Source organism: Actinokineospora lacus (assembly GCF_053813445.1).
Genome location: NZ_JBQERA010000011.1, coordinates 76,146 through 99,248, shown reverse-complemented (window position 1 = coordinate 99,248; position 23,103 = coordinate 76,146). Strand labels below are relative to the sequence as shown.

At 72.6% G+C, this 23,103-nt stretch carries 17 protein-coding genes; 11 read left to right on the top strand and 6 right to left on the bottom strand.

The annotated features are described in order from the left end of the window. Positions 1-56 precede the first annotated feature (56 nt). Positions 57-1,061, top strand: coding sequence for a LacI family DNA-binding transcriptional regulator (locus tag ACTG9Q_RS25225; RefSeq protein WP_455575370.1), 1,005 nt, complete (start codon positions 57-59; stop codon positions 1,059-1,061). Positions 1,062-1,427: 366 nt separating this feature from the next. Continuing rightward, the gene (locus ACTG9Q_RS25220) at positions 1,428-4,007 is read left to right on the top strand and encodes a discoidin domain-containing protein (protein ID WP_455575528.1); all 2,580 of its coding nucleotides are present in this window, start codon (positions 1,428-1,430) and stop codon (positions 4,005-4,007) included. Between the two features lie 59 nt (positions 4,008-4,066). On the opposite strand, the gene ACTG9Q_RS25215 is transcribed toward ACTG9Q_RS25220, so the two are convergent. From ACTG9Q_RS25215 to ACTG9Q_RS25205, 3 genes are read right to left on the bottom strand one after another with little or no spacing between them, the layout of a single operon-like run. Continuing rightward, positions 4,067-5,086 (bottom strand): LacI family DNA-binding transcriptional regulator, encoded by a 1,020-nt coding sequence (locus ACTG9Q_RS25215; RefSeq protein ID WP_455575369.1) that lies wholly within the window; start codon positions 5,084-5,086, stop codon positions 4,067-4,069. Between the two features lie 32 nt (positions 5,087-5,118). Beyond that, positions 5,119-7,662, bottom strand: a complete 2,544-nt coding sequence (locus ACTG9Q_RS25210) for a glycoside hydrolase family 3 C-terminal domain-containing protein (protein ID WP_455575368.1) — start codon at positions 7,660-7,662, stop codon at positions 5,119-5,121. A gap of 39 nt (positions 7,663-7,701) precedes the next feature. Beyond that, positions 7,702-8,937, bottom strand: coding sequence for an ROK family transcriptional regulator (locus ACTG9Q_RS25205; protein WP_455575367.1), 1,236 nt, complete (start codon positions 8,935-8,937; stop codon positions 7,702-7,704). Positions 8,938-9,139: 202 nt separating this feature from the next. Between ACTG9Q_RS25205 and ACTG9Q_RS25200 the strand changes: the two genes are divergently transcribed. From ACTG9Q_RS25200 to ACTG9Q_RS25175, 6 genes are read left to right on the top strand one after another with little or no spacing between them, the layout of a single operon-like run. After that, complete coding sequence (locus tag ACTG9Q_RS25200) at positions 9,140-10,792, top strand: ABC transporter substrate-binding protein (protein WP_455575366.1); 1,653 nt, start codon at positions 9,140-9,142, stop codon at positions 10,790-10,792. 2 nt (positions 10,793-10,794) lie between these two features. Then, entirely contained in the window at positions 10,795-11,811 is a 1,017-nt protein-coding gene (locus tag ACTG9Q_RS25195; protein ID WP_455575365.1) for an ABC transporter ATP-binding protein, read from the top strand. After that, positions 11,808-12,788, top strand: coding sequence for an ABC transporter permease (locus ACTG9Q_RS25190; protein WP_455575364.1), 981 nt, complete (start codon positions 11,808-11,810; stop codon positions 12,786-12,788). The genes ACTG9Q_RS25195 and ACTG9Q_RS25190 overlap by 4 nt, the downstream gene beginning before the upstream one ends. Then, positions 12,788-13,762, top strand: a complete 975-nt coding sequence (locus ACTG9Q_RS25185; RefSeq protein ID WP_455575363.1) for an ABC transporter permease — start codon at positions 12,788-12,790, stop codon at positions 13,760-13,762. The genes ACTG9Q_RS25190 and ACTG9Q_RS25185 overlap by 1 nt, the downstream gene beginning before the upstream one ends. Beyond that, positions 13,759-14,757 (top strand): ABC transporter ATP-binding protein, encoded by a 999-nt coding sequence (locus tag ACTG9Q_RS25180; RefSeq protein ID WP_455575362.1) that lies wholly within the window; start codon positions 13,759-13,761, stop codon positions 14,755-14,757. Before ACTG9Q_RS25185 ends, ACTG9Q_RS25180 begins: the two co-directional genes overlap by 4 nt. Before the next feature lie 26 nt (positions 14,758-14,783). Beyond that, the gene (locus ACTG9Q_RS25175) at positions 14,784-16,199 is read left to right on the top strand and encodes a GH1 family beta-glucosidase (protein WP_455575527.1); all 1,416 of its coding nucleotides are present in this window, start codon (positions 14,784-14,786) and stop codon (positions 16,197-16,199) included. 56 nt (positions 16,200-16,255) lie between these two features. Here the strand turns inward: ACTG9Q_RS25175 and ACTG9Q_RS25170 are convergent, their stop codons facing one another. Next, positions 16,256-18,400 (bottom strand): discoidin domain-containing protein, encoded by a 2,145-nt coding sequence (locus tag ACTG9Q_RS25170; RefSeq protein WP_455575361.1) that lies wholly within the window; start codon positions 18,398-18,400, stop codon positions 16,256-16,258. A gap of 186 nt (positions 18,401-18,586) precedes the next feature. Between ACTG9Q_RS25170 and ACTG9Q_RS25165 the strand changes: the two genes are divergently transcribed. Together ACTG9Q_RS25165 and ACTG9Q_RS25160 are read left to right on the top strand one after the other, a co-directional pair. After that, positions 18,587-19,510: a DUF1996 domain-containing protein gene (locus tag ACTG9Q_RS25165; protein WP_455575360.1), complete on the top strand. Its 924-nt coding sequence runs from the start codon at positions 18,587-18,589 to the stop codon at positions 19,508-19,510. Between the two features lie 241 nt (positions 19,511-19,751). Beyond that, positions 19,752-20,561, top strand: a complete 810-nt coding sequence (locus ACTG9Q_RS25160; RefSeq protein ID WP_455575359.1) for a S1 family peptidase — start codon at positions 19,752-19,754, stop codon at positions 20,559-20,561. A gap of 10 nt (positions 20,562-20,571) precedes the next feature. On the opposite strand, the gene ACTG9Q_RS25155 is transcribed toward ACTG9Q_RS25160, so the two are convergent. Next, positions 20,572-20,838: a sigma factor-like helix-turn-helix DNA-binding protein gene (locus ACTG9Q_RS25155; RefSeq protein WP_455575358.1), complete on the bottom strand. Its 267-nt coding sequence runs from the start codon at positions 20,836-20,838 to the stop codon at positions 20,572-20,574. A 117-nt stretch (positions 20,839-20,955) separates the two neighbouring features. Between ACTG9Q_RS25155 and ACTG9Q_RS25150 the strand changes: the two genes are divergently transcribed. Further along, complete coding sequence (locus tag ACTG9Q_RS25150; protein WP_455575357.1) at positions 20,956-21,885, top strand: 5'-3' exonuclease; 930 nt, start codon at positions 20,956-20,958, stop codon at positions 21,883-21,885. Between the two features lie 22 nt (positions 21,886-21,907). Here ACTG9Q_RS25150 and ACTG9Q_RS25145 read toward each other — a convergent pair whose 3' ends face one another. Continuing rightward, on the bottom strand, positions 21,908-23,101 hold the full coding sequence (locus ACTG9Q_RS25145) for a GNAT family N-acetyltransferase (protein WP_455575526.1): 1,194 nt from the start codon (positions 23,099-23,101) through the stop codon (positions 21,908-21,910). Positions 23,102-23,103: the final 2 nt, after the last annotated feature.

Sequence of the window (23,103 nt, the reverse complement as noted above, 5' to 3'; positions counted from 1 at the left end):
CACGTTGTCACCGTAGGGACTCCACGGTCGATCCGCACTCGCACGAAGGGGGGCACATGCGCGTCACCATCGCCGAGATCGCTCGGCGCGCGCGGGTCAGCAAGACGACTGTCTCCCGGGTGCTCAACAACAAGGAAGACGTCGACGCCGCCACCGCCATCCGGGTGCGCGAGGTCATCGCCGCCACCGGCTACACCCCCAGCGCCCGCGCGGTGGGCCTGGCCCGCGGCCGCACGCAGACCGTGGGCATGTTCGTGCCCGGCCTCACCTGGCCGTGGATGGGCGACGTGCTCCAGGGCGTCGCCGACGTCCTGGAGGCCCGCGGCTACGGGCTGCTGCTGAACACCATGAACCGGGGCGAGGCGTCGCTGACCCAGTTCGCCCGGCACGTCTCGGCCAGGGCGTTCGACGGGCTGCTGCTGATCGCCCCGCCCGGCACCCTGGACTACATCACCGGCCTGCACGAGTCCGGCCTCCCGGTGGTGATGATCGACGACCGCGGCGACAACCCCGGCTTCCCGTCGGTGGCGACCAGCAACCGCGACGGCGCCGCCGAGGCCGCCCGCCACCTGCTGTCACTGGGCCGCACCCGGCTGGCCCTGCTCACCGGCCCCCCGGAGTTCGGCTGCACCCGCGACCGCGTGGACGGCTTCTGCGCCACCCTGGCCGAGCACGGCGTCGCCTTCGACAAGGCCCTCTGCGCCGAGGGCGACTTCACCCGCGAGGGCGGGCGCGCCGCGGTGGAGTCCCTGCTGTCCGATGGCAAGGTCTTCGACGGCGTCTTCGCCCACAACGACCTCATGGCCGTCGGCGTCCTCGACGGCCTGCGCGGCGCGGGCCGGGCCGTCCCGGCCGACGTCGCCGTGGTCGGCTTCGACGACATCACCATCGCGGGCCACACCCGCCCCACGCTGACCACCGTCCGCCAGCCGTCCCACGAGATGGGGGAGGAAGCCGCCCGCCTCCTGCTGGCCCTCCTCGACGGCGAACCCGCCCCGCCCGGCCCGCTCGTCGTGCCCACCTCCCTCGTGGTCCGCGAGTCCGCCCCCGCCTTCTCCTGAGACGCCCTCCCGTCCGTGCTTTTGTTCAGTCCCACCGAATAGTTCGATATCCGGTTCCCGTCGACCCCGGTTGTTTCGACTGTTTCTTGTTATCTTGATAGTCGATAAATTATAGCTAGTTGAAAGATGAACGCAGTGGGGTTTCCGGCGGCCGGCCGTGCAACTGGCCCTTGACGTGGGCGTTTCAGCTCAGTTAAATCCAACCCAACCGCTCCGGAACCGGTTCCGGCACCGGTTCCGGAGCGGGAACCAGCCACATCCCCGGAACCCGGCTGACCTGTTCGTCCCAGCCCCGTCGTCCCACTCCCGACAGGCAGGACCATGACACCCCACCCTGTGCGATCCCGTCCCCGCCGCTGGCGCGCGCTGCTCGCGGTCACCGCTGTGGCACTCAGCTCCGTCACCGCCCTCACCGCCGTCCCGGCGCAGGCCGCGCCCACCCTGCTGTCCCAGGGCAAGCCCGCCACCGCCTCCTCCGCCGAGAACGTCGACCTCAACGCCGCCGCCGCGGTGGACGGCAACCCGAGCACCCGCTGGGCCAGCACCGCCGCCGACCCGCAGTGGCTGCGGGTCGACCTCGGCGCCACGTCCGCCATCACCCAGGTCGTGCTGCGCTGGGAAGCCGCCGCCGCGCGCGCCTTCCAGATCCAGGTCTCCCCCGACGGCGCCGCCTGGACCACCATCCACTCCACCGTCGACGGCGCCGGCGGCACGCAGACGCTGAACGTCAGCGGCACCGGCCGCTACGTCCGGATGTACGGCACCACCCGCACCACCACCTACGGCTACTCCCTCTGGGAGTTCCAGGTGATCGGCGAGGGCGCCGCGGCCGCCTGCGGCACGACCAACGTCGCCCAGGGCAAGCCCGCCACCGCCTCGTCGCAGGAGAACGCCGGGACCCCGGCGAGCGCCGCGGTCGACGGCAACGCGGGCACCCGCTGGGCCAGCGCGTTCAGCGACCCCCAGTGGCTGCGCGTCGACCTCGGCAGCAGCCAGTCCATCTGCCAGGTCGTCCTGCAGTGGGAGGGCGCCTACGCCCGCGCGTTCCAGGTCCAGGTCTCGGCCAACGGCGTCGACGGCTGGACCACGCTGTACTCGACCGCCGCGGGCACCGGCGGCACGCAGACGCTGAACGTCAGCGGCACCGGCCGGTACCTGCGGGTGTACGGGACCCAGCGGGCCACCGGCTACGGCTACTCGCTCTGGGAGGCGCGCGTGTACAGCGGGACGAGCGGCCCGACCGACCCGGTCCCGCCGACCGACCCGCGCAACCCGGACCTAGGCCCGAACACCTACGTCTTCAGCCCGTCGACCCCCCAGGCCGAGATCCAGTCCAGGGTCAACGCCATCGCCGCGCAGATGAAGACCAACCAGTTCGGCACCGAGCGCCACGCGGTGCTGTTCAAGCCGGGCAACTACACCGCCGACATCGACCTGCGCTTCTACACCCAGGTCGCCGGGCTGGGCCGCCTCCCGGGCGAGGTCAACATCAACGGCCACGTCCGCGTCGAGGCCGACTGGCTGCAGCAGGGCGACAACCCCGACAACAAGGGCAACGCCACGCAGAACTTCTGGCGCACGGCCGAGAACATGGCCGTCACCCTGCCCGCGGGCCAGGTCGAGCGGTGGGCGGTCTCGCAGGCGGCGCCGTACCGCCGGATGCACCTGCGCGGCAGCCAGATCCAGCTGTGGAACGGCGGTGACGGCTGGGCCTCCGGCGGTCTGATCGCCGACTCCCGGATCGACGGGCTGACCGTCTCCGGCTCGCAGCAGCAGTTCCTGACCCGCAACAGCGAGCTGGCGGGCGGCTGGGCGGGCTCGGTGTGGAACATGATGTTCACCGGCACCACCGGCGCGCCCGCCAACAACTTCCCGAACCCCTCGCACACGGTGGTCCCCCAGACGCCGAAGATGCGGGAGAAGCCGTTCCTGTACTTCGACGCCTCGGGCAACTACAACGTGTTCGTCCCGGCGCTGCGCACCAACAGCGTGGGCACGAGCTGGGGCTCGGGCAACCCGGCGGGCCAGTCCATCTCGCTGAGCCAGTTCTACGTGGCCAAGCCGTCATCGCCGGTGTCGACGATCAACGCCGCGCTGGCGCAGGGCAAGCACATCCTGTTCACCCCGGGCGTCTACCGCCTCAACGACAGCATCAACGTCACCAACCCGAACACCGTCCTGCTGGGCCTCGGCCTGGCGACGCTGATCCCGGAGACCGGCAGGCCCGCGGTGCGGGTGGCCGATGTGGACGGCGTGAAGCTGGCCGGGTTCCTGGTGGACGCGGGCGCGGTCAACTCCCCGTCGCTGATCGAGGTCGGCCCCGCGGGCTCCTCGGCCGACCACGCCGCCAACCCGACGTCGCTGCACGACGTGTTCTTCCGCATCGGCGGGGCGCACGCGGGCAAGGCGACGGTCAGCCTGCTGGTGAACAGCGACGACGTCATCGGCGACCACATGTGGCTCTGGCGCGGCGACCACGGCGCGGGCATCGGCTGGACGGTCAACACCGCCGCGAACGGCCTGGTGGTCAACGGCGACGACGTGACGATGCACGGGCTGTTCGTCGAGCACTACCAGGAGTACAACACGATCTGGAACGGCGAGCGCGGCAAGACGTTCTTCTACCAGAACGAGATGCCCTACGACCCGCCGAGCAACGCGGCGTGGTCCTCCGGCGGGGGCAACCTCGGCTGGGCCTCGTACAAGGTGAACGACGCCGTCACCGACCACGAGGGCGTGGGGATGGGCGTGTACTGCTTCTTCAACGTCAACCCCGCGGTCACCGCGGCCCGCGGCTTCGAGGTCCCGAACCGCCCGGGGGTGCGCTTCCGCAGCCTGGTCACGGTTTCCCTCGGCGGCGTGGGCACCATCAACCGCGTCATCAACAACACCGGCGGCACGGTGAACATGGCCACCCAGCAGGCCTACGTGCCGTCCTACCCCTAAGACCACGGGTGGGCCCGGGTACGCCGAACCCCGGGCCCGCCCGTGCTTCACAGCTGGTCCTATGAGGAAGCGCGCACCACCAGGGTCGGGTCGAAGATGACCGAGGTGGGGCGCTGACCGGGATCGTCGATGTGCTCCAGCAGGAGGCGGGCCATCTCCGCGGCCATGTCCTCCACCGGCTGCCGGACCGTGCTCAGGGTCGGCCGGGCGGAGCGGGCGGCGCCGCTGTCGTCGAAGCCGACGACGGAGACGTCGCCGGGCACCGAGCGGCCGTGGTGGCCCAGGGCGAGCAAGGCGCCCTGGGCCATCAGGTCGTTCGCGGCGAAGACCCCGTCGAGGTCGGGGTGCTCGGCGAGCAGGCGGGTCATGGCGGCCTCGCCGCTGTCGAAGGTGAAGTTGCCCTCGGCGATGGGGATGTAGGGGTGGCCGCCGCGGGCCATGCCGTCGCGGAAGCCGGTGAGGCGGTCCTGGCCCGCGGGGACGTCCAGGGGCCCGCAGATGGTCGCGACGCGGCGCCTGCCCCGGGCCAGGAGGTGCTCGGCGGCCAGGGCGCCGCCCGCGGTGTGCGCGAGGTCGACGTAGCTGATCGGGAGGGGGCGCGCCGGGCGGGCGAACCGCACGGCGGGCACGCCCGCGGCGACGAGGTCGGCGGCGAGGGTGTCCTCGGCGTGGGTGGAGACCAGCAGGGCGCCGTCGGCGTCGCCTTGGCGCAGGTGGTTCACCACGTCGCGGTGGGCGTCGGCGCTGTCGGCGAGCATCAGCAGCGGGTGGGTGCCCCGCCCGCGCAGGTGCCCGACGACGCCGTCGGTGACCCGGCCGAAGAACGGGTCGGCGAACACCGGCCCCTCGCCCGCGCCGCAGACGACGAGCGCGACCGTGCCCGTGCGGCGGGTCACCAGTGAGCGGGCGGCGCGGTTGGGGGCGTAGCCGGTGGCGGCGACGGCGTCCCGGACGGCCTTCTGGATGTCGGCGTCGACGTTGCGGACCCCGTTGATCACCCGCGAGACGGTCGCCCGGGACACGCCCGCGGCCCTGGCCACGTCCTCCAGGGTGGGCATGCGCGCGCGCTCGACGGTCATGCGCGCGATGATACTGACCGGAGAGCGCTCTCTCACGGGCCCGGCCAGGAGTCGGGCAGCGTGACCTCGCCCCACACCTCACCCGCGGACGGCCCGGCGGTCACCGTGACCGGTCCGGGGACCGGCCGCCAGCCTCGGGCCGTCCACCGCCGCTGGCCCGCCACCGGGACCACCGCGGTCGCGGTCTCCCCCGGGCCCGCGGTCACTGCGGCGTGCCCGGCCAGCCGCCGGGTCTCGCCGGGGCCCGCGGCGTAGAGCTGGACGACGTGCCTGCCCTCCCGGGCGCCCGTGTTCCGCAGGTCGACCCGCACACCGCCGTCGGCGAGGGAGACCGACCGGCATTCCCAGGTCGTGTACCCGAGGCCGTGGCCGAACCAGTACGCCGGGGTCCGGCCCGCCGCCGCCCAGGCGCGGTAGCCGATGTCGGTGCCCTCGGCGTAGACCAGGGCGCCGTCGACCGGGGTCGTGTCCAGGACGGGCACGTCCGCCTGGTGGGCGGGCCAGGTCGTCGGCAGCCTGCCGCCGGGCTCGACCGCGCCGAGGAGCACGTCGGCCAGCCCGTGCCCGGCCTCCTGGCCGGGGAACCAGGCCAGGAGCACCGCGGCGACCTCGTCCCGCCAGGGCAGCAGCACCGGCCCGCCGGAGTTCACGACCACGGCGACCCGGGGGTTGGCCGCGGCGACGGCGCGCACCAGGTCGTCCTGCCGTCCGGGCAGGGCGAGCGAGACCCGGTCGACGCCCTCGCCCTCGGCCTCCTCGGTGGTGCCCACCACGACGACAACGGCGTCGCACTCGCCCGCGACCCGGGCCGCCTCGGCGATCAGCGCGTCGTCGTCGGCCCGGGGCGCGTCGGCGGCCAGCACGACGGCCCGCCCGTCGCCGGGCCCCAGCGCCCGCGTCGCGGTGACCCGCACGTCCACCCCCGCCTCCAGCGCCACGTCGACGCACCGGTACGGCGGCGACAAGTGCACCGTGGCCGGGTCGTCGGTGTCGCGCTCCACCACGTCGGACAACACGACCCGCCCGTCCACCGCCAGCCGCACCGCGCCCCAGCCCGCCACCGCCAGCCGCCACCGCCCCCCGACAGCGGGCCGCAGCACCGCCTCGACCTCCACCGCCACCGCGTCAGGCACCACGGCGGGCTCCGGCAGCCACCCGGTCAGCCGGTGCTCGGACACCAGCACCGCCCCCTCGGACGAGAGCGCCCGAACCCGCACCCCCGACGCCCCGGACTCCGGATCACACCCGAAGTCCACCGCCGTGGGCCGCTCCCCGACACGGCAGCCAACGGCGTGCCGGACCTCCCCCGCGAACCCCGCGACGATCCCCGCCAACGGGGTGACCACCCGCTCGGGGTACACCCCCGCACTCCCCCCACCCTGCACCCGCACCCCCACCGCACCCGGCCCCACCACCGCGAGCCGACCCACCCCGGCAAGCGGAAGCAACCCGTCGTTGCGCAAGAGCACCGACCCCGCCGCCACCGCCCGCCGCAACAACAACCGCCCCACCTCCCGATGCGCCCCAGCCCCCTCCCCGCCCACCAGTTCCTCCCCCACAACCGCATCGATCCCCACAGCACCACCCACCCCCTGTGCCCCAGGCCATCCCTCCCCCGCCGCCTCAGACGCGCCTTGCGGGCCGCTCTGGGTCGGCTGGTTGGGTTCGCCGGTGTCCGCGTGAGGTGTCTCGGGCCCCAGGTGGCTCGGCCACACCCGTCTCGCCAGGCGCAGGAGGCGGTGGACCTTGTCCGTCACCGCGGGCTCCGGCACCTCGCCCGCCTCGACCGCGGCCACCAGGGCCGCGCCCCACGGGCCGTCCGGGCCCGGCATCGCCAGGTCCTGGCCCGAGCACGCCGCAGGTGCGGTGGAGCGGACGGCGCCCCAGTCGGACAGGACCAGGCCGGTGAAGCCCCATTCGGTCTTCAGCGGGGTCTCCAGCAGCGGGTTCTCGGTCATGGTCGCGCCGTTGACGCCGCCGTAGGCCGACATCACCACCCACACCCCAGCCCGCACCGCGGCCTCGAACGGGGCCAGGTAGACCTCGCGCAGGGTGCGCTCGTCGACGCGGACGTCGACGGTGAGGCGCTCGGTCTCGGCGTCGTTGGCGACGTAGTGCTTGGCGGTGGCGGCCACCCCGCGGGACTGGATGCCCGCCACCATCGCCGCGCCGAGCTGGGCGGTGAGCAGCGGGTCCTCGCTGAAGCACTCGAAGTGCCTGCCGCCCAGCGGCGAGCGGTGCAGGTTCAGCGTCGGGGCCAGCACCACGGCCACCCCGCGGGCCCGGGCCTCCTCGGCCAGCAGCTCCCCCAGCTCCCGGGCCAGGTCCAGGTCCCACGCGGCGGCCACGGCGGTCGGCGACGGCAGGGTGAGCGAGGTGCGCCGCTCGTCCCAGTCCGGCCCGCGAACCCCCGCCGGTCCGTCGGAGAACACCAGGGACGGCAGCCCGACCTCCGGCGCCGCCCGCGACGACCAGACGGTCGCGCCGGTCAGCAACGCCACTTTCGCGGGCAGGTCGAGCTTGTCGGCCAGCCGGGCGATCTCGTCGTCCCGATCATCGGGAGAGCGCTCTCTCACCGTCTCAGCGTCGAGCCCGGCGGCCCTGGCTGTCAAGGATCAGCCCGCGCGGCCGACCGGGCGGGGCGCACGGACGGGGTCGGCGCCCTCGTGCAGGAGGTCGGCGACCGGGAGGGTCGCGGCGCCGACGGCCACGGCGTCCGGGCCGAGGCGGCACAGCTCGATGGAGGTCTGGTCGAACGGGTGGCGCAGGGCGTTGGCGGCGGTGGCGGAGCGGATCTCCGGGAGCAGCCGGGCGCCGAGGGCCAGGCCCGCCCAGCCGCCGAGCACGATGCGCTCGGGGTTGAACAGGTTGACCAGGTTGGCGATGCCCGCCCCGAGGTAGCCGACGGTCTCCGCCACCACGCGGGCAGCGGCGCCCGGCCGCTCGGCCGCGGAGAGCAGGAAGTCCAGTTGGGACTGCTCGTCCGGGCGGGGGATCGACTTCCCGCCGCGGGCGCGGCGGTAGCGGTCCAAAATGCCCTCCGCGCCCACGTAGGCCTCCAGACAGCCGCGGGCGCCGCAGCGGCAGAGGCGGTCGTTGTAGATCAGGGTGGTGTGCCCCCACTCCCCCGCGCTGCTGGTCGCCCCGCGATAGGTCACCCCGTCGGTCACAACGGTGGCGCCGACCCCGGACCCGATCAGCGCGACCACCACGTGCCCGGCGCCGCGCCCCGCGCCGAACCACATCTCGGCCTGCCCGAGGGTCTTGGCGCCGTTCTCCACGTACAGCGGCACGGTGACCCCGGCGGCGCGCAGCAGGTCGGCCAGCGGGACAGCGTCCCAGCCGATGGTCTGGGCGTGCACCCGGACCACCTCGGTCTGCTCCACGGTGCCCGGCACGCCGATCCCCACCCCGAGCACCGACTCCGGGGCCACCCCCGCCTCGGCGGTCACGGCGGTCAGCCCGAGCACCACCAGGTCCACGACCTGCGACGGCGCGGGGTGCGCCGAGGGCAGCGGGAGGTCCACCGCGGACAGCCGCTGCAGGGCGAGGTCGAACAGCTCGACCTTCACCCCGGTCTCCCCGACGTCGACGCCCACGACCGCGCCGTAGTGCGGGTCGACCCGCAGCAGCACGCGGGGGCGGCCGCCGTCGGACTCGACCTGGCCCGCCTCGACCACCAGGCGCTCCTCGACGAGTTCGCCGGTCAGCGTGCTGACGGTGGCCCCGGAGAGCCCGGTCCGCCCGCCCAGCGCCTGCCTGCTGAGCGGGCCGTCGAAGAACAGCGTGGTCAGCAGCGCCGACCGGTTGCGCCGCCGCAGGTCGCGGACGGTGGCGCGCTTGGGCTCCATGTGCTCTCTCCCCGGCCCGCTCGATCAGGCCGCTGTCACTCTACTTCCGGGGACGCGGAGCCGATCGTACCCATATTTCGAGACTTAAACTAAGACTAAATTCGTTACCTGCGTGTTATTGACCTCAGTCGGCGCACAGGGCTTGACTCAGCCCCCAACAGCCCGCTCCCTTCGAGAAGCTCCCCACTGTCGAGGAGGACAGATGCGCGTCCGACGTCCCGTCGCACTCGTCATCGCAGCCTTACTGACCCTGACCGCCTGTGGCGGCGGCGCCCCAGCCGAGCAGGGCAACCCCCAGGCCGTACTGAACGTCGGCATGCCCAACGGACCGCAGACGGAGAACCACAACCCGCTGCTGACCTCGTCCGCGGCGTCCTCGCTCGGCTACCGCTTCATGATCTACGAGCCACTGGTGATGACCAACGAGGTCAAGCCCGCCGAGGACGGCAAGCCCTGGCTGGCCACCGAGTGGGAGTGGGCCGACAACTACAAGACCCTCACCCTGACCGTGCGCGACGGCGTGAAGTGGTCCGACGGCACCGCGATGACCGCCAAGGACGTCGCCTACACCTTCACCCTGCTCAAGGACACCCCGGCGCTGAACATCAACGCCATCCCGTTCACGTCCGCCACCGCCGAGGGCGCCAAGGTCACCCTGACCTTCGACACCCCGCAGTTCGTCAACCAGGTGAAGATCCTGCGCCAGGTCGTGGTGCCCGAGCACATCTGGTCCACGTTCGCCGACCCGGCGACCGAGACCAACAAGACCCCGGTCGGCACGGGCCCCTACCAGCTCAAGACGTTCACCCCGCAGACGACGACGCTGACCCTGCGCGAGAGCTACTGGCAGGACCTGCCGAAGGTCAAGGAACTGCGCTACACCTCCTACAACGACAACAACTCCCAGACCACCGCGCTGGCCAACGGCTCGTCGGAGTGGAGCTTCGTCTTCATCCCGAACTACAAGGCCGTCTTCGTCGACAAGGACCCGGCGAACCACAAGATCTGGTTCCCGCCGACGCTGGCGGTCCACGGCCTGTTCCTCAACACCGAGCTCAAGCCCTTCGACAACCCGGCGCTGCGCAGGGCGATGAGCAAGGTGGTCAACCGCGAGGACATCTTCATGCAGGCCGAGGCGGGGTACTTCTACCCCAAGCTGGAGAACGTCACCGGCATCCCGACCCCGGCCGGTGAGGAGTTCATCGCCGAGGAGTTCAAGGGCAAGAACTTCGCCGTCGACGTCGACGCCGCCAAGAGCGAGCTGACCGCGGCGGGCTTCACCCTCGACGGCACCACCCTGAAGGACCCGGCGGGCAAGCCGGTGAAGATCACCCTGTCGAACCCGTCCGGCTGGTCCGACTACATCACCACGCTGGAGATCCTCAAGGACAACCTGTCCCAGATCGGCATCGCGGTCACCGTGGACAAGGCCAACGCCGACACCTGGACCGAGAACGTCGACACCGGGCAGTTCGAGGGCGCCATGCACTGGACCAACTCCGGCGCGACCCCGTACGACCTGTACGCGTCCATGATGGACGGAGCGCTCTACAAGCCGGTCGGCACCGGCGGCGTCAACGGCAACTGGGGCCGGTTCAAGAACGACAAGGCCACCGCCGCGCTGAAGGCGTACGCCACCGCGGAGGACGAGTCCGCCCGCACCGCGGCGATGGACGAGCTCCAGCGGATCATGGTCGAGCAGATGCCGATCATCCCGACCGGCGCCGCCAACGCGGGCGGGGCGTTCAGCAGCAAGAACTGGACCGGCTGGCCCAGCGCCGACGACCAGTACGCCCCGGCCCAGCCCACCCTGCACAACTCCCTCGACATCGTGCTGCACCTGCGGCCCGCCTAGCCATGACGACGACAGACGACCCCGCCGCCTCCGACATCGTGCTGGAGGCGGCGGGCCTCGCCAAGCACTTCCCGGTGCGCCGCACGGGCCGCGACCTGCTCAGGGGCACGCGACGCGTGGTGCACGCCGTCGACGGCGTCGACCTGGTCCTGCGCCGCGGGAAGGTCACCGCCATGGTCGGTGAGTCCGGCTCGGGCAAGTCCACGGTGGCCCGGCTGCTCGCGCAGCTCTACCCGCACACCGCCGGGGAGATCCGGCTGCACGGCAAGCCGGTCGCCGTGCACGGCGGCAGGCGCTTCCGGGCGTACTGCAGGCGGGTCCAGATGGTCTTCCAGGACCCGTTCTCCTCCCTCAACCCGGTGCACACCATCGAGTACCACCTCACGCGCGCGCTGAAGGTGCACGGGCGCAAGGGGTCGGCCGGGGAACTGGCCGAACTGCTCACCCGGGTGCAGCTGACCCCGCCGGAGCGCTACCTGCCGAAGTTCCCGCACGAGCTCTCCGGCGGCCAGCGCCAGCGGGTGGCCATCGCCCGCGCCCTGGCCGCCGACCCCGAGGCGCTGCTGGCCGACGAGCCGGTGTCCATGTTGGACGTCTCCATCCGGCTCGGCGTGCTGAACCTGCTGCGGGACCTGCGAACCCGGCTCAACCTGGCCATCCTCTACATCACCCACGACATCGCCTCGGCGCGCTACTTCGCCGACGACGTCCAGGTGATGTACGCGGGCCGGGTGGTCGAGGGCGGCGACGCCGAGACCGTCACCCAGAACGCCGCGCACCCCTACACCCAGCTGCTCATCGACTCCGCGCCCGACCCCGACCGGCTCGCCGACGGCGGCCAGGGCGGGCGGGGCGAGCCGCCGAGCCTGCTCGACCCGCCGTCGGGCTGCCGGTTCCACCCGCGCTGCCCGCACGCCATGGCGCGCTGCTCCACCGACACCCCGGTCCCCCTCGACGTGGGCGACGTGCCGGGGCACTGGGCGGCGTGCTGGCTGTTCGACCGGGAGGACGCGCGGTGAACTACCTCCTCAAGCGGATCGCCTTCTACCTGTTCACCGCCTGGGCCGCGGTCACGATCAACTTCTTCGTGCCGAGGATGATGCCCGGCGACCCGGTGCAGGCGCTGATCAACCGCACCCAGGGCCGGGTCAGCACCGAGGCCACGCAGTCGCTCTACGTGCTGTTCGGGCTGGACCAGGACGAGTCGCTGCTGTCGCAGTACGGCGACTACTGGGGCAACCTGCTCAGCGGCGACCTCGGCCTGTCGTTCAGCTTCTTCCCCACCCCGGTGCTGGACGTGCTCACCGACAGCCTGCCGTGGACCCTGCTGCTGGTCGGCGTCACCACCGTCGTCAGCTTCCTGCTCGGCACCGCGCTGGGCATGGTCGCGGGCTGGCGGCGGGGCACGTGGGCGGACCTGGCGCTGCCGGTGACCACGTTCCTCTCGGCCATCCCGTACTTCTGGCTCGGGCTCATCGCCATCGCGCTGTTCGCCGGGCCGGGCGGGGCGTTCCCCGCCTCCGGCGGGTTCGATCCCGGCGTCACGCCGTCGTGGGACTGGGCCTTCATCACCAGCGCGGTCGAGCACAGCCTGCTGCCCGCCATCACCATCCTCATCTCGTCGATGAGCGGCTGGGTGCTGGGAATGCGCAACATGATGGTGACCGTCTCCGCCGAGGACTACGTCACCGTCGCGCACGCCAAGGGCCTGTCCGAGCGGCGGGTGATGTTCTCCTACGCCGCCCGCAACGCCCTGCTGCCCAGCGTGTCCGGCTTCGCGCTGTCGCTGGGCCTCATCGTCGGCGGCACCCTGCTCGTGGAGATCGTCTTCTCCTACCCCGGCGTCGGGTTCCAGCTGTTCCAGGCCGTCGGCGCGAAGGACTACCCGCTGCTGCAGGGGATCTTCCTCGTCATCACGCTGTCGGTGCTGGTGGCCAACCTGCTCGCCGACGTCGCCTACCTCGCGCTCGACCCACGAACCAGGAGGGAGGGCTGATGGCCGTCACCACAGCCGACGCCACACCGGTCGCGGCGCCCGTCGTGACCCGGCGCCGCAGGCGGTTCCGGTTCCTCAGCGGCTGGAAGTCCAGCACCGGCCTGGTCATCTTCAGCGCCTTCGGCGTCCTGGCCGTGATCGGGCCGTGGATCGCGCCCTACGACCCGTCCGCGCGCAGCAGCGACCTGCTGATGGGCCCTTCCGGCGCGCACTGGTTCGGCACGACCCACCTCGGCCAGGACATCTTCAGCCAGGTCCTGGTCGGCACCCGCGGCGTGCTGCTCGTCGGGCTGGTCGCGGGCATCGTGGCGACCGTGCTGGCGGTGCTGGTCGGGGTCACCTCCGGGTACCTCGCCGGACCGGCGGCCGAAGGGCTCTCGGCGCTGTCCAACGTGTTCCTGGTGATCCCGGCGCTGCCGCTGATCATCATCGTGGCGTCGATCCTGCCCGAGACCACCGACCTGACCGTCGCGCTGCTCATCGGGTTCACCGCGTGGGCGTGGGGCGCGCGGGTGCTGCGCGCGCAGACGCTGTCGCTGCGGCGGCGCGACTACGTCGAGGCCGCGCGCGCGACCGGCGAGCCGACCTGGCGGATCATCGGGTTCGAGATCCTGCCCAACCTCAGCGCGGTCATCGCCGCGGGGTTCGTCGGCACGGTCGTCTTCGCCGTCCTCACCGAGATCACCCTGGCGTTCATCGGCGTCACCGGTGTCTCGGAGTGGAACTGGGGCACCATCCTGTTCTGGGCGCAGAGCCAGCAGGCGCTGGCCCAGAACGCCTGGTGGTGGTTCGTCCCGGCGGGCCTGGCGATCGCGCTGCTGGGCACCGCCCTGGCCCTGCTCAACTTCGGCATCGACGAGTTCGTCAACCCCCGGCTGCGCGGCGGTGGCGGCACCGTGCGCGACGCCCGGGGCCGCAAGGTGCGCATGCGGGTCGGCTTCACGCCGGTCATGCGCGGGGAGGAGTCACCGTGAGCGCGCAGCCCGTCCTGGAGATCCGCGGCCTGACCGTGGACTACGGCGTCGGCGATGAATCAGTCAGCGCCGTCCGCGACGTCGACCTGACCCTGCACCGCGGCGAGGTCCTCGGGCTGGCCGGGGAGAGCGGCAGCGGCAAGTCGACCCTGGCCTACGGGATGCTGCGGCTGCTGCCCCCGCCCGGGGTGATCCGCGGCGGCAGCGTGCTCTACCACCCGCGCGACGGCGAGCCGGTCGACGTGCTCTCGCTCAGACCCCGGCAGCTGCGGGCGTTCCGCTGGGCCGAGGTGGCGATCGTGTTCCAGGGCGCGATGAACTCGCTCAACCCGGTGCACACCGTCGCCGCGCAGCTGTGCGACGTGATCGCCGCGCACGAGCCGCGCACCCGTCCCGCGGCCCGCCGCGCGCGGGCCAGGGAGCTGCTGGCCCTCGTCGGCATCAACGCCGAGCGGCTCGACGCCTACCCGCACCAGCTCTCCGGCGGGATGCGCCAGCGCGTCATGATCGCCATGGCGCTGGCGCTGGAGCCCAAGGTGGTGGTGCTCGACGAGCCGACCACCGCGCTGGACGTGGTGATGCAGCGCCAGATCCTGACCCAGCTGGTGGCGCTGCGCGAGCGGATCGGCTTCTCGGTGCTGTTCATCACCCACGACCTGTCGCTGCTGGTCGAGTTCGCCGACCGCGTCGCGATCATGTACGGCGGGCGCGTGGTGGAGACCGCGGCGGCCAAGGACATCCACCGCGACGCCCTGCACCCCTACAGCGTGGGCCTGCTGTCGTCGTTCCCCTCGCTGCGCGGGCCCAAGCGCGAGCTGACGGGCATCCCCGGCTCCCCGCCGGACCTGCGCGCCATGCCCACCGGCTGCGCCTTCCACCCGCGCTGCCCCCGCCGGTTCGAGCCCTGCGCCGACCTCGTCCCCCGCTTCGGACCCCCGGACGGGCGCTCCGACGCCGACCGGGGTGTGGCCTGCTGGCTGCACTCCCCGGCCTGACCGATCCATCACACACTGGAGGAACGATCTTGGACACCACTGCCGCACTGGCGGGACCGGAACCGGATGTGGACCCGATCGCGGGTCTGCCGTCGACGTTCCGGTGGGGGGTGGCGACCTCGGCCTACCAGATCGAGGGGGCGATCGAGGAGGACGGCCGCGGCAAGTCCATCTGGGACACCTACAGCCACACCCCCGGCATGGTCGACAACGACGACCACGGCGACGTCGCCTGCGACCACTACCACCGGATGCCCGAGGACGTCGCGCTGCTGGCCGAGCTCGGGGTGGACACCTACCGGTTCTCGGTGGCGTGGCCGAGGGTGCAGCCGGGCGGGCGCGGCCCGGCCAACGAGGCGGGTCTGGGCTTCTACGACCGGCTGGTCGACGAGCTGCTCGGCAAGGGCGTCGACCCGTGGGTGACGCTGTACCACTGGGACCTCCCCCAGGAGCTGGAGGACGCGGGCGGCTGGCCCAACCGCGACACCGCCTACCGATTCGCCGACTACTCGGCGCTGGTCTTCGACCGGCTCGGGGACCGGGTGCGCAGCTGGACCACGCTCAACGAGCCGTGGTGCTCGGCCATCCTCGGCTACCACATCGGCCGCCAGGCCCCGGGCCGCCAGCACTTCCCGGACGCCACCAAGGCCATCCACCACCTGCTGCTCGGCCACGGCCTGGCCGCGCGGCGGCTGCGGGAGGCGGCGACGACGCCGATCGACATCGGCATCACGCTGAACATGGCCACCACCCTGCCCGCGACCGACAGCGAGCCCGACCACGACGCCGCCCGGCACGCCGACGGGCTGGCCGTGCGGGTGTGGCTCGACCCGCTGCGCAAGGGCGCCTACCCGGCCGACCTGCTCGCCGACTTCGACGCCCGCGGGGCGTCGATCCCGGTCGAGGACGGCGACCTGGAGATCATCGGCACGCCGATCGACGTCCTCGGGGTGAACTACTACTTCGGCAACCTCGTCTCGGGTGTGGACGAGGCGGGCCGCACCCACGACGACGACGGCGTCCCGGTGGTCCGCGAGGTGCGGCGCCCCGACCGCCCCACGACGTACATGGACTGGGAGATCGACGCCGCGGGCTTCACCGACCTGCTGGTCCGCCTCGGCAACGACTACCCGAACCTGCCCATGGTCATCACCGAGAACGGCTCCGCCTTCGTCGACGTCCCCGACGAGGACGGCTTCGTCGAGGACACCGAGCGCGTGCGCTACTTCGCCGACCACATCGGCGCGGTGGCCATCGCCAGGGAGATGGGCGCCGACGTCCGCGGCTACATCGCCTGGTCGTTCCTGGACAACTTCGAGTGGTCCTACGGCTACGACAAGCGCTTCGGGCTCATCCGGGTGGACTACGAGACCCAGAAGCGCACGATGAAGCGCTCCGCCGTGTGGTACCGGGACACGATCCGCCGGGTGCGCGGGTCCTGATCGGACGAAAAGAGCGGGGAGTGGGCTTTCGCGCCCACTCCCCGCTCTTTGTCGTGCTACCGGCGATAGACGCCGAACTCGTAGAGCGCGTAGCCCCAGCCGGTGCCGCGCTGGGTGCCGGTGATCCGGACGTAGCGGCCGGAGCCGGTGACCGGGATGTCGTCCACGCCGCCGTCGGCGGTGGTGGTGGCGTAGACCTGGCGCCAGGTGGTGCCGTCGTCGGAGGCCTCGACGCGGTAGGCGCGGCCGAAGGCGGCCTCCCAGACCAGCTGGACGTGCTGGAAGGGCTGGACCGAGCCCAGGTCGACCCGCAGCCACTGCGGGTCGCTCCAGTCACTGGCCCAGCGGGTGGCGTTGTTGCCGTCGGTGGCGTTGGCGGGCGGGAACGGGGCGCCGTCGCCGACCTGCTGGTGGGACGAGGCCGTGGTGGGCCTGCCGCGGGCGATGTTGGTGCCCGCCACCGGGGGCGGGACGACCCGGACCGACCTGCTCTCGATGCCGATGTTGCCGCGGCCGTCGCGGACCAGGACGTAGACCTTCCACACGCCGAGCCTGCCCGGCGCGGTGACGGTCAGGGTGCCCGCGCCGGAGAACTGGGCCGGGACGAGGGCGCCGTTGTTGTCGATGTGCTTGCTGCTGTGGCGGACGTCGTAGGTCAGCGGGTCGCCGTCGGGGTCGGTCACGTCGACGGCGATGGTGTACTGCCCGCCCGCGGGGACGTCGGCGGTGCGGCTGGGGCGCATCCCGGTGATGACCGGCGGCTGGTTGCCGGTGGTCTGCCCGCTGTAGGCACGCCGGACCGCGTAGTACGACAGGCGCTTGTCGCCGCCGGGGCGCAGGTTGAACCAGACGCCGCCGAAGTCGTTCTCCAGCCCGTAGTGGAACAGGGTGGCGCCCAGGCCGACGCCGGTGTGCCCGACGACGCAGTTCCACGCCGCGGTGTACCCGTCGCGCTTGGCCACGTCGGAGGGCTCGGCGGGCACGCCGTTGGCGTCGTTGGGGACCTCCCACTCCCCCGCGGGACCGGCCTCGGTCACGATGTAGGGCTTGGTGTAGCCGCCATCGATCCACCGCTGCCGGATTCCGCACGCGTCGTTGTAGGCGTTGACGGCGAGCAGGTCGAGGTCCGGGGAGTTGGCCTTGTAGTACGGCCAGGCGCCGGTCCACGCGTCGGTGGAGGTCACCGGGTGGTTGGGGTCGATGGCGTGGATGGCGCGGGCGGCGTCGTTGACGTAGCGGGTGTAGGCGTTGCGCTGGGTCTCCAGTTCCGCGCCGGAGTAGCAGTTCTGCAGGCCCAGCACGGACTCGTTGCCGACGTTCCACATCAGGACCGCGGGGTGGGTCTTGTAGGTGTTCACCCACCGCTGGATCTCGCTGAGCATGGTGTTCTTGTACGTGGCGTCGGTGACGTAGTTGACGCAGCCGCCGCTGCCGGGTCCGCCGCCGGGTTGCAGCCAGAACCCGTTGATCACCTTGACGCCGTGCGCCGCGGCGGCGTCGAGCAGCGGCAGCGAGTTGGCGTCGGTGCCCCAGGTGCGCACGGTGTTGACGCCCATCGACGCCACGTCGGGCATGTACTGGGCGGCCTGGTTCAGCGGCGGGCCCCAGGTCAGGCCCTTGACGGTGAACGGCTGCCCGTCCACGGTCAGCCGCCAGTTGCCCTGGGTGCCGGTGACCTTGGTGACGCCCGGCCCGCCGGGGTTGCCGCCGCCCATGGTGCCCAGCACCTGGAACTCCCACAGGGAGTAGCCGTAGCCGTTGGCCCGGGCGGTGCCGTGCACGCGGACGTAGCGGCCGGTGCCGGACACCGGCAGCGTCTGGACGCCGCCCGCCGACGTCGTGGTGCTGTAGGCGGTGCGCCAGTCCGTGCCGTTGTCGGAGAGCTGGATCTGGAACGCGGTGGCGTAGGCGGCCTCCCAGCGCAGCACGACCTGCTCGACGGTGGCGGTGGCGCCGAGGTCGACGCGCAGCCACTGCGGGTCGCTGAAGGCGCTGGACCAGCGGGTGTTGGGGTTGCCGTCGACCGCGGCCGCGGCGGGCTTGCCGACATCCTCGACGGAGGACGCGGTGACGGGCTTGCCCTGGGACAGCAGCTCGGCCGCGTGCGCGGGCGCGGCGCCGAGCGTGGCGGCGAGCCCGGCCAGCAGCGCGGCGGCCGCGGCGAGGGCAGGGGCCCGCCGGGGGGAGCGAGTGGATCGCATGGGTTCATCTCCTGCGAGTGGGACAGGACCGGAGAGCGCTCTCCCACCACCGGAGTGTTACGAGTGCGTGGCGGGACTGTCAAGCGATCCGCCGACGCGGTCCTTGACAGCGGGTCCACTCGGGGACCACGCTGAATGGGAGAGCGCTCTCCCACGGCCGTCCCCACCGTCGAGGAGGCAAACCCTGTGCCCCGAAACCTCACCCCACTGCTAGCCGTCGCCACCATGCTCGCCGCCACCACCGTCGTCGCGCTGGGCCAGATCAGCGCCCAGGCCGACGACTACGTCAGCCACCGCGAGTTCCAGGCGAACTGCTCGGTCACCCACAACCGCGGCGACGACCCGATCGTCTTCCCCAGGCTGCCCGGCGCGTCACACGACCACACCTTCACCGGCAACCCGAGCACCAACGCCCACACCACGCTGGCGTCGCTGCGCGCGACCGGGGTCGGCGGCACGTCCTGCACCGCGCCGGACGACCTGTCGGCGTACTGGTTCCCGACCATCTACAAGGACAACCAGCCGAAGTTCCCGACCGGCAGGCAGGTCATCTACTACAAGTCCGGCATCCTGGACCACAGGCAGGTCCGGCCGTTCCCGCCGGGGCTGCGCTTCGTCGTGGGCAGCCCGTCCGCCACCGCCGACCAGTTCCGCACCGCGCCCGGCGCGGTCGAGGGCTGGGAGTGCGGCAACAGCTACCGGAACTGGGACTTCCCGGCCACCTGCCCGTCCGGCAGCCAGCTGAACATCCGCTACCAGGCGCCGAGCTGCTGGGACGGCGTCAACCTGGACTCGGCCAACCACCAGTCGCACATGGCGTACCCGGTCAGCGGGGTCTGCCCCGCGAGCCACCCGCGCCCGGTGCCGATGCTGGAGTTCAAGATCGCCTTCCCGGTGGACGGCAACATGTCGACGGTGCGCCTCTCCAGCGGGCGCGGCCACTCCTGGCACTACGACTTCTTCAACGCCTGGGACGAGCCCACCCTCGCCGCCCTGGTCTCGCACTGCATCAACGGCGGCCTGCAGTGCGACAGCCGCGGCTACGACCAGTACAAACCCCACCGCGGCGCCGCCCTGGGCGCGAACCACCGCCTCCCCGGCCGCCCCTGACCCCGCCCGCGCGGCCGTCCGGGGACCTCGGACGGCCGCGCGGCCCCCTGACGCCACTTTCCGGACCAGTGCGGGCTGTTTCCTGTTTGGGCCTCCCCGGACGGGAGCCTTGCCCACCTCCTCCCGGTGTGCCGATCATGGTGGGAACCGCCGCCCGCGGTTCACGGCCTGGCCGCCGACGAACTCCGACCCGGCTGTCGGGGTCACGCCGTTCACCAGTGGAACGGAAAAGGGGCACGCTGTGCGCACAACCCGGGGGATCGCCGCGGTGATCGGACTCGTGCTGGCCACCGCGGGCCTCGCGCGGGCGGAGGTCGCTCCCACCATCGTCGGCGGGCGGGACGCGACCGGGCCGTACCCGTTCATGGCCAGCATCCAGAACTCCGGCGCGCACCTGTGCGGTGGCGCGCTCATCGCGCGGCAGTGGTTGGTGACAGCCGCGCACTGCGCTCCCCATATCCACCCGGGCGGGTCAACAGCTCGGGTGGGCTCACTCGACCGCACCGCGGGCGGGAGCGTGACGGGCATCGATCTCGTCGTCCCCCACCCGCGCTACGACGTGGACAGGCCCGGGTACGACATCGCCCTCGCCCGCCTGTCGAGCCCGGTGCCGCAGACCCCGATCCGCGTCGCCGCCCGCGCGGGCGGCCCCGGGACCGCCACCCGCGTCCTCGGCTGGGGCATGACCTGCGACCGCAGCCTCACCGACCCGGCCTGCCTCCAGCGTCCCGCGCACCTGCAGGAGCTGGACACCGTCCTCGTTCCCGACCACCGCTGCGGGTTCTTCGACCCGGCCCGCGAACTGTGCGTCGTCTCCCGCGACGGGCACCCCCGGATGGCCTGCTACGGCGACTCCGGCGGCCCCCAGATCCGGCGCGCGCACGGCGAATGGCAGCTGGTCGGCTCGACGACCGGCGACGGCGACGACTACCAGTGGCGCCCGCACAACTGCTCCACCGCCCCGGACGGCAGCCCTGGCACCGGTATCTGGCAGGACGTCCCCACCTACCGCGGGTGGATCAACGCCGTCGTCCACTCGCGAGGCGCCTAGATCGGGCAATCTAGGGGCGCTTCTCCGCCAGGTGGGCGCGCAGTGCGTTCAGGGCGTGGTGCTGGGCGAGGCGGACGCCGGAGGGGGACATGCCGACCTCGGCCGCGACCTCCTCGGCGGAGAGGCCGTCGATGAGCCGCAGGCGCAGGATGAGCCGCTGGGCGTCGGGGAGGACGGCGATGGCCGCGCGCACGTCGGGACGGGTCTCGTCCGCCGGGTGCGAGCGGGGTCCTGGGATCGCGGCGCGCCCGCTCCGCGACAGTCGGCTCTTCCGCATGTGATCGAGACGTCCGACGTCCGTCCCCATGACGGGGGATGCGCGGCTTCTGTTCGAAGAGTTTCCCGCCATACCGGGGCGGGCGGGTCACGGGTGGCCCGGCGGTAGGGTTGGCCCGTGAGCGGACCCCTCGTGTTGCTTGACTCGGCCAGCCTGTACTTCCGGGCGTTCTACGCCGTCCCCGAGTCGATGACCTCCCCCGACGGGGTACCGGTCAACGCGGTGCGGGGGTTCGCCGGGATGGTCGCGCAGATCATCGCCGAGCGGCGGCCGTCGCGGCTCGTGGCGTGCCTGGACGCCGACTGGCGGCCCGCCTTCCGGGTGGCGGCGATCCCGAGCTACAAGGCCCAGCGCCTGGCCGACCCGGCCAACAACGTCGAGGAAGTGCCCGACACCCTCACCCCGCAGGTGCCGATCATCATGGACCTGCTCGCCGCCGCCGGGATCTGCGCCGCCGAGTCGGCGGGGCACGAGGCCGACGACGTCATCGGCACGCTCGCCGCCCGGGAGGATGCCGACCCGGTGGAGATCATCACCGGCGACCGCGACCTGTTCCAGTGCGTCCGCGACGAGCCCACTCCCGTCCGCGTGGTCTACGTCGGCGCGGGCTGGCGCAAGGCCACCGTCGTCGGGCCCGCCGAACTGGGGGCCAAGTACGGGCTGCCGCCCGTCGGCTCCGCCTACGCCGACATGTCCGTGCTGCGGGGCGACCCCTCCGACGGGCTGCCGGGCATCGCCGGGATCGGCGAGAAGACCGCGGCCAAGCTGATCACCAAGTTCGGCTCCCTGCAGGCCCTCCTCGACGCCGCGGCCGCGGGCTCGGCCGAGGTCCCCCTGCGAGTGCGCACCGCCTTCGAGCACGACGCCGACTACCTGGCCAAGGCCCCGCTCGTGGTCAAGGTCAACGAGGACGCGCCGATCGTCGCCAGCGGGCCCGACGCCCTCCCCGGCGACATCGACGTCGACCGCATGCGGGAGCTGCAGGCCCGCTGGGACCTCGGCTCCTCGGTCGACCGGCTGATCGAGGCCCTGCGGCCCACTCAGTGAGAACGGCCCAACTGGTGAGCGGCTAGAAGAACGTCCCGGTGAACGCCGCCCGGTCCACGGCGAACAACCGGTCCAACCGCGGCAGCGCGGCCGGGTCGCGCACCCGGACCCGGCCCGTCTCCGCCAGGGCCGACCACGACCACGAGCCCAGGTAGAGCATCGAGAGCACGTCCACGGGCAGCGACACCGCCGCCGGGCCGTCGCAGCGCGCGGCGGAGTCCGGGCCGATGCGGTAGTGCCCGGAGTTGGCGGGCAGGAACGGGTCGGCGACCTCGACCACCACCGGGTCACCGTCCTGATAGGACCGGCAGGCCAGCGCGGCGGGCACGTCGACGAGGCGGACCCACAGGTCGTCGGTCAGCGCCTCCACCGTGATCGCGCGCGGGTCGACGACGGCGGCCGAGAGCGGGTCGTCTACCGGGCGCAGCCAGGAGCGCACGCACTCGACCAGGTCCGCGCCGAACAGGAAGCGCCACAGGGCGAACGCCGCCGACGGGGTCGCGGCGACGAAGTCGTCCACCGCCAGCGTGACACCCGCGCCGGGGTCCTCGACCGCCGACGGACGCCAGGCCACGAAGCCGTCATCGCCGTCGGGTCCGGTGTGGACGGCCACGACGAGGTTCTCGCCGACACCCAGCGAGCGCTCGTAGAAGGTCGCCCACCACGCCCGCGGCCGGGCCATCGAGCCGAGCCTGCCCGCGCGCGCCCTGGCGTACACCTCCGGCAGCGACACCTCGTCCGCGTCGACGATCCGCACCGAGCCGGTGGCGGGCACCTCCGCGCGCAGCAGGGCGCGCCGGGCGGCGACCCGGTGGGCCCTGGTCCCGATCCCGTAGCCGAAACGGCCGTAGATCCCGGGTTCACTGGCGTGCAGACCGGCCAGCACGTCGCCGCGGGCGGCCAGGTCGTCCAGCTGCGCGCGCATCAGCGACCTCAGCACACCGCGGCGGCGGTGGTCGGCGCGCACGCCGACCCGGGTCACGGCGGCCATCGGCAGCACCGCGCCGCCCGGCACCACCAGGTCCGATGACCACGCCAGCGCCGTGCCGACCATCCGGGCGCCGTCGAAGGCGCCCAGGGTCCGCCCCGGCTCGAAGGAGTGCCGGGTGAACTCCCACTGGTCGGCCGACATCGGACCGCGGTGCAGGGAGGCGCGGAACAGCGTGTGCGCCGCCCTGACCTCGTCGTCGGTGAGGGCGCGTACCTCGGGGGACAGCG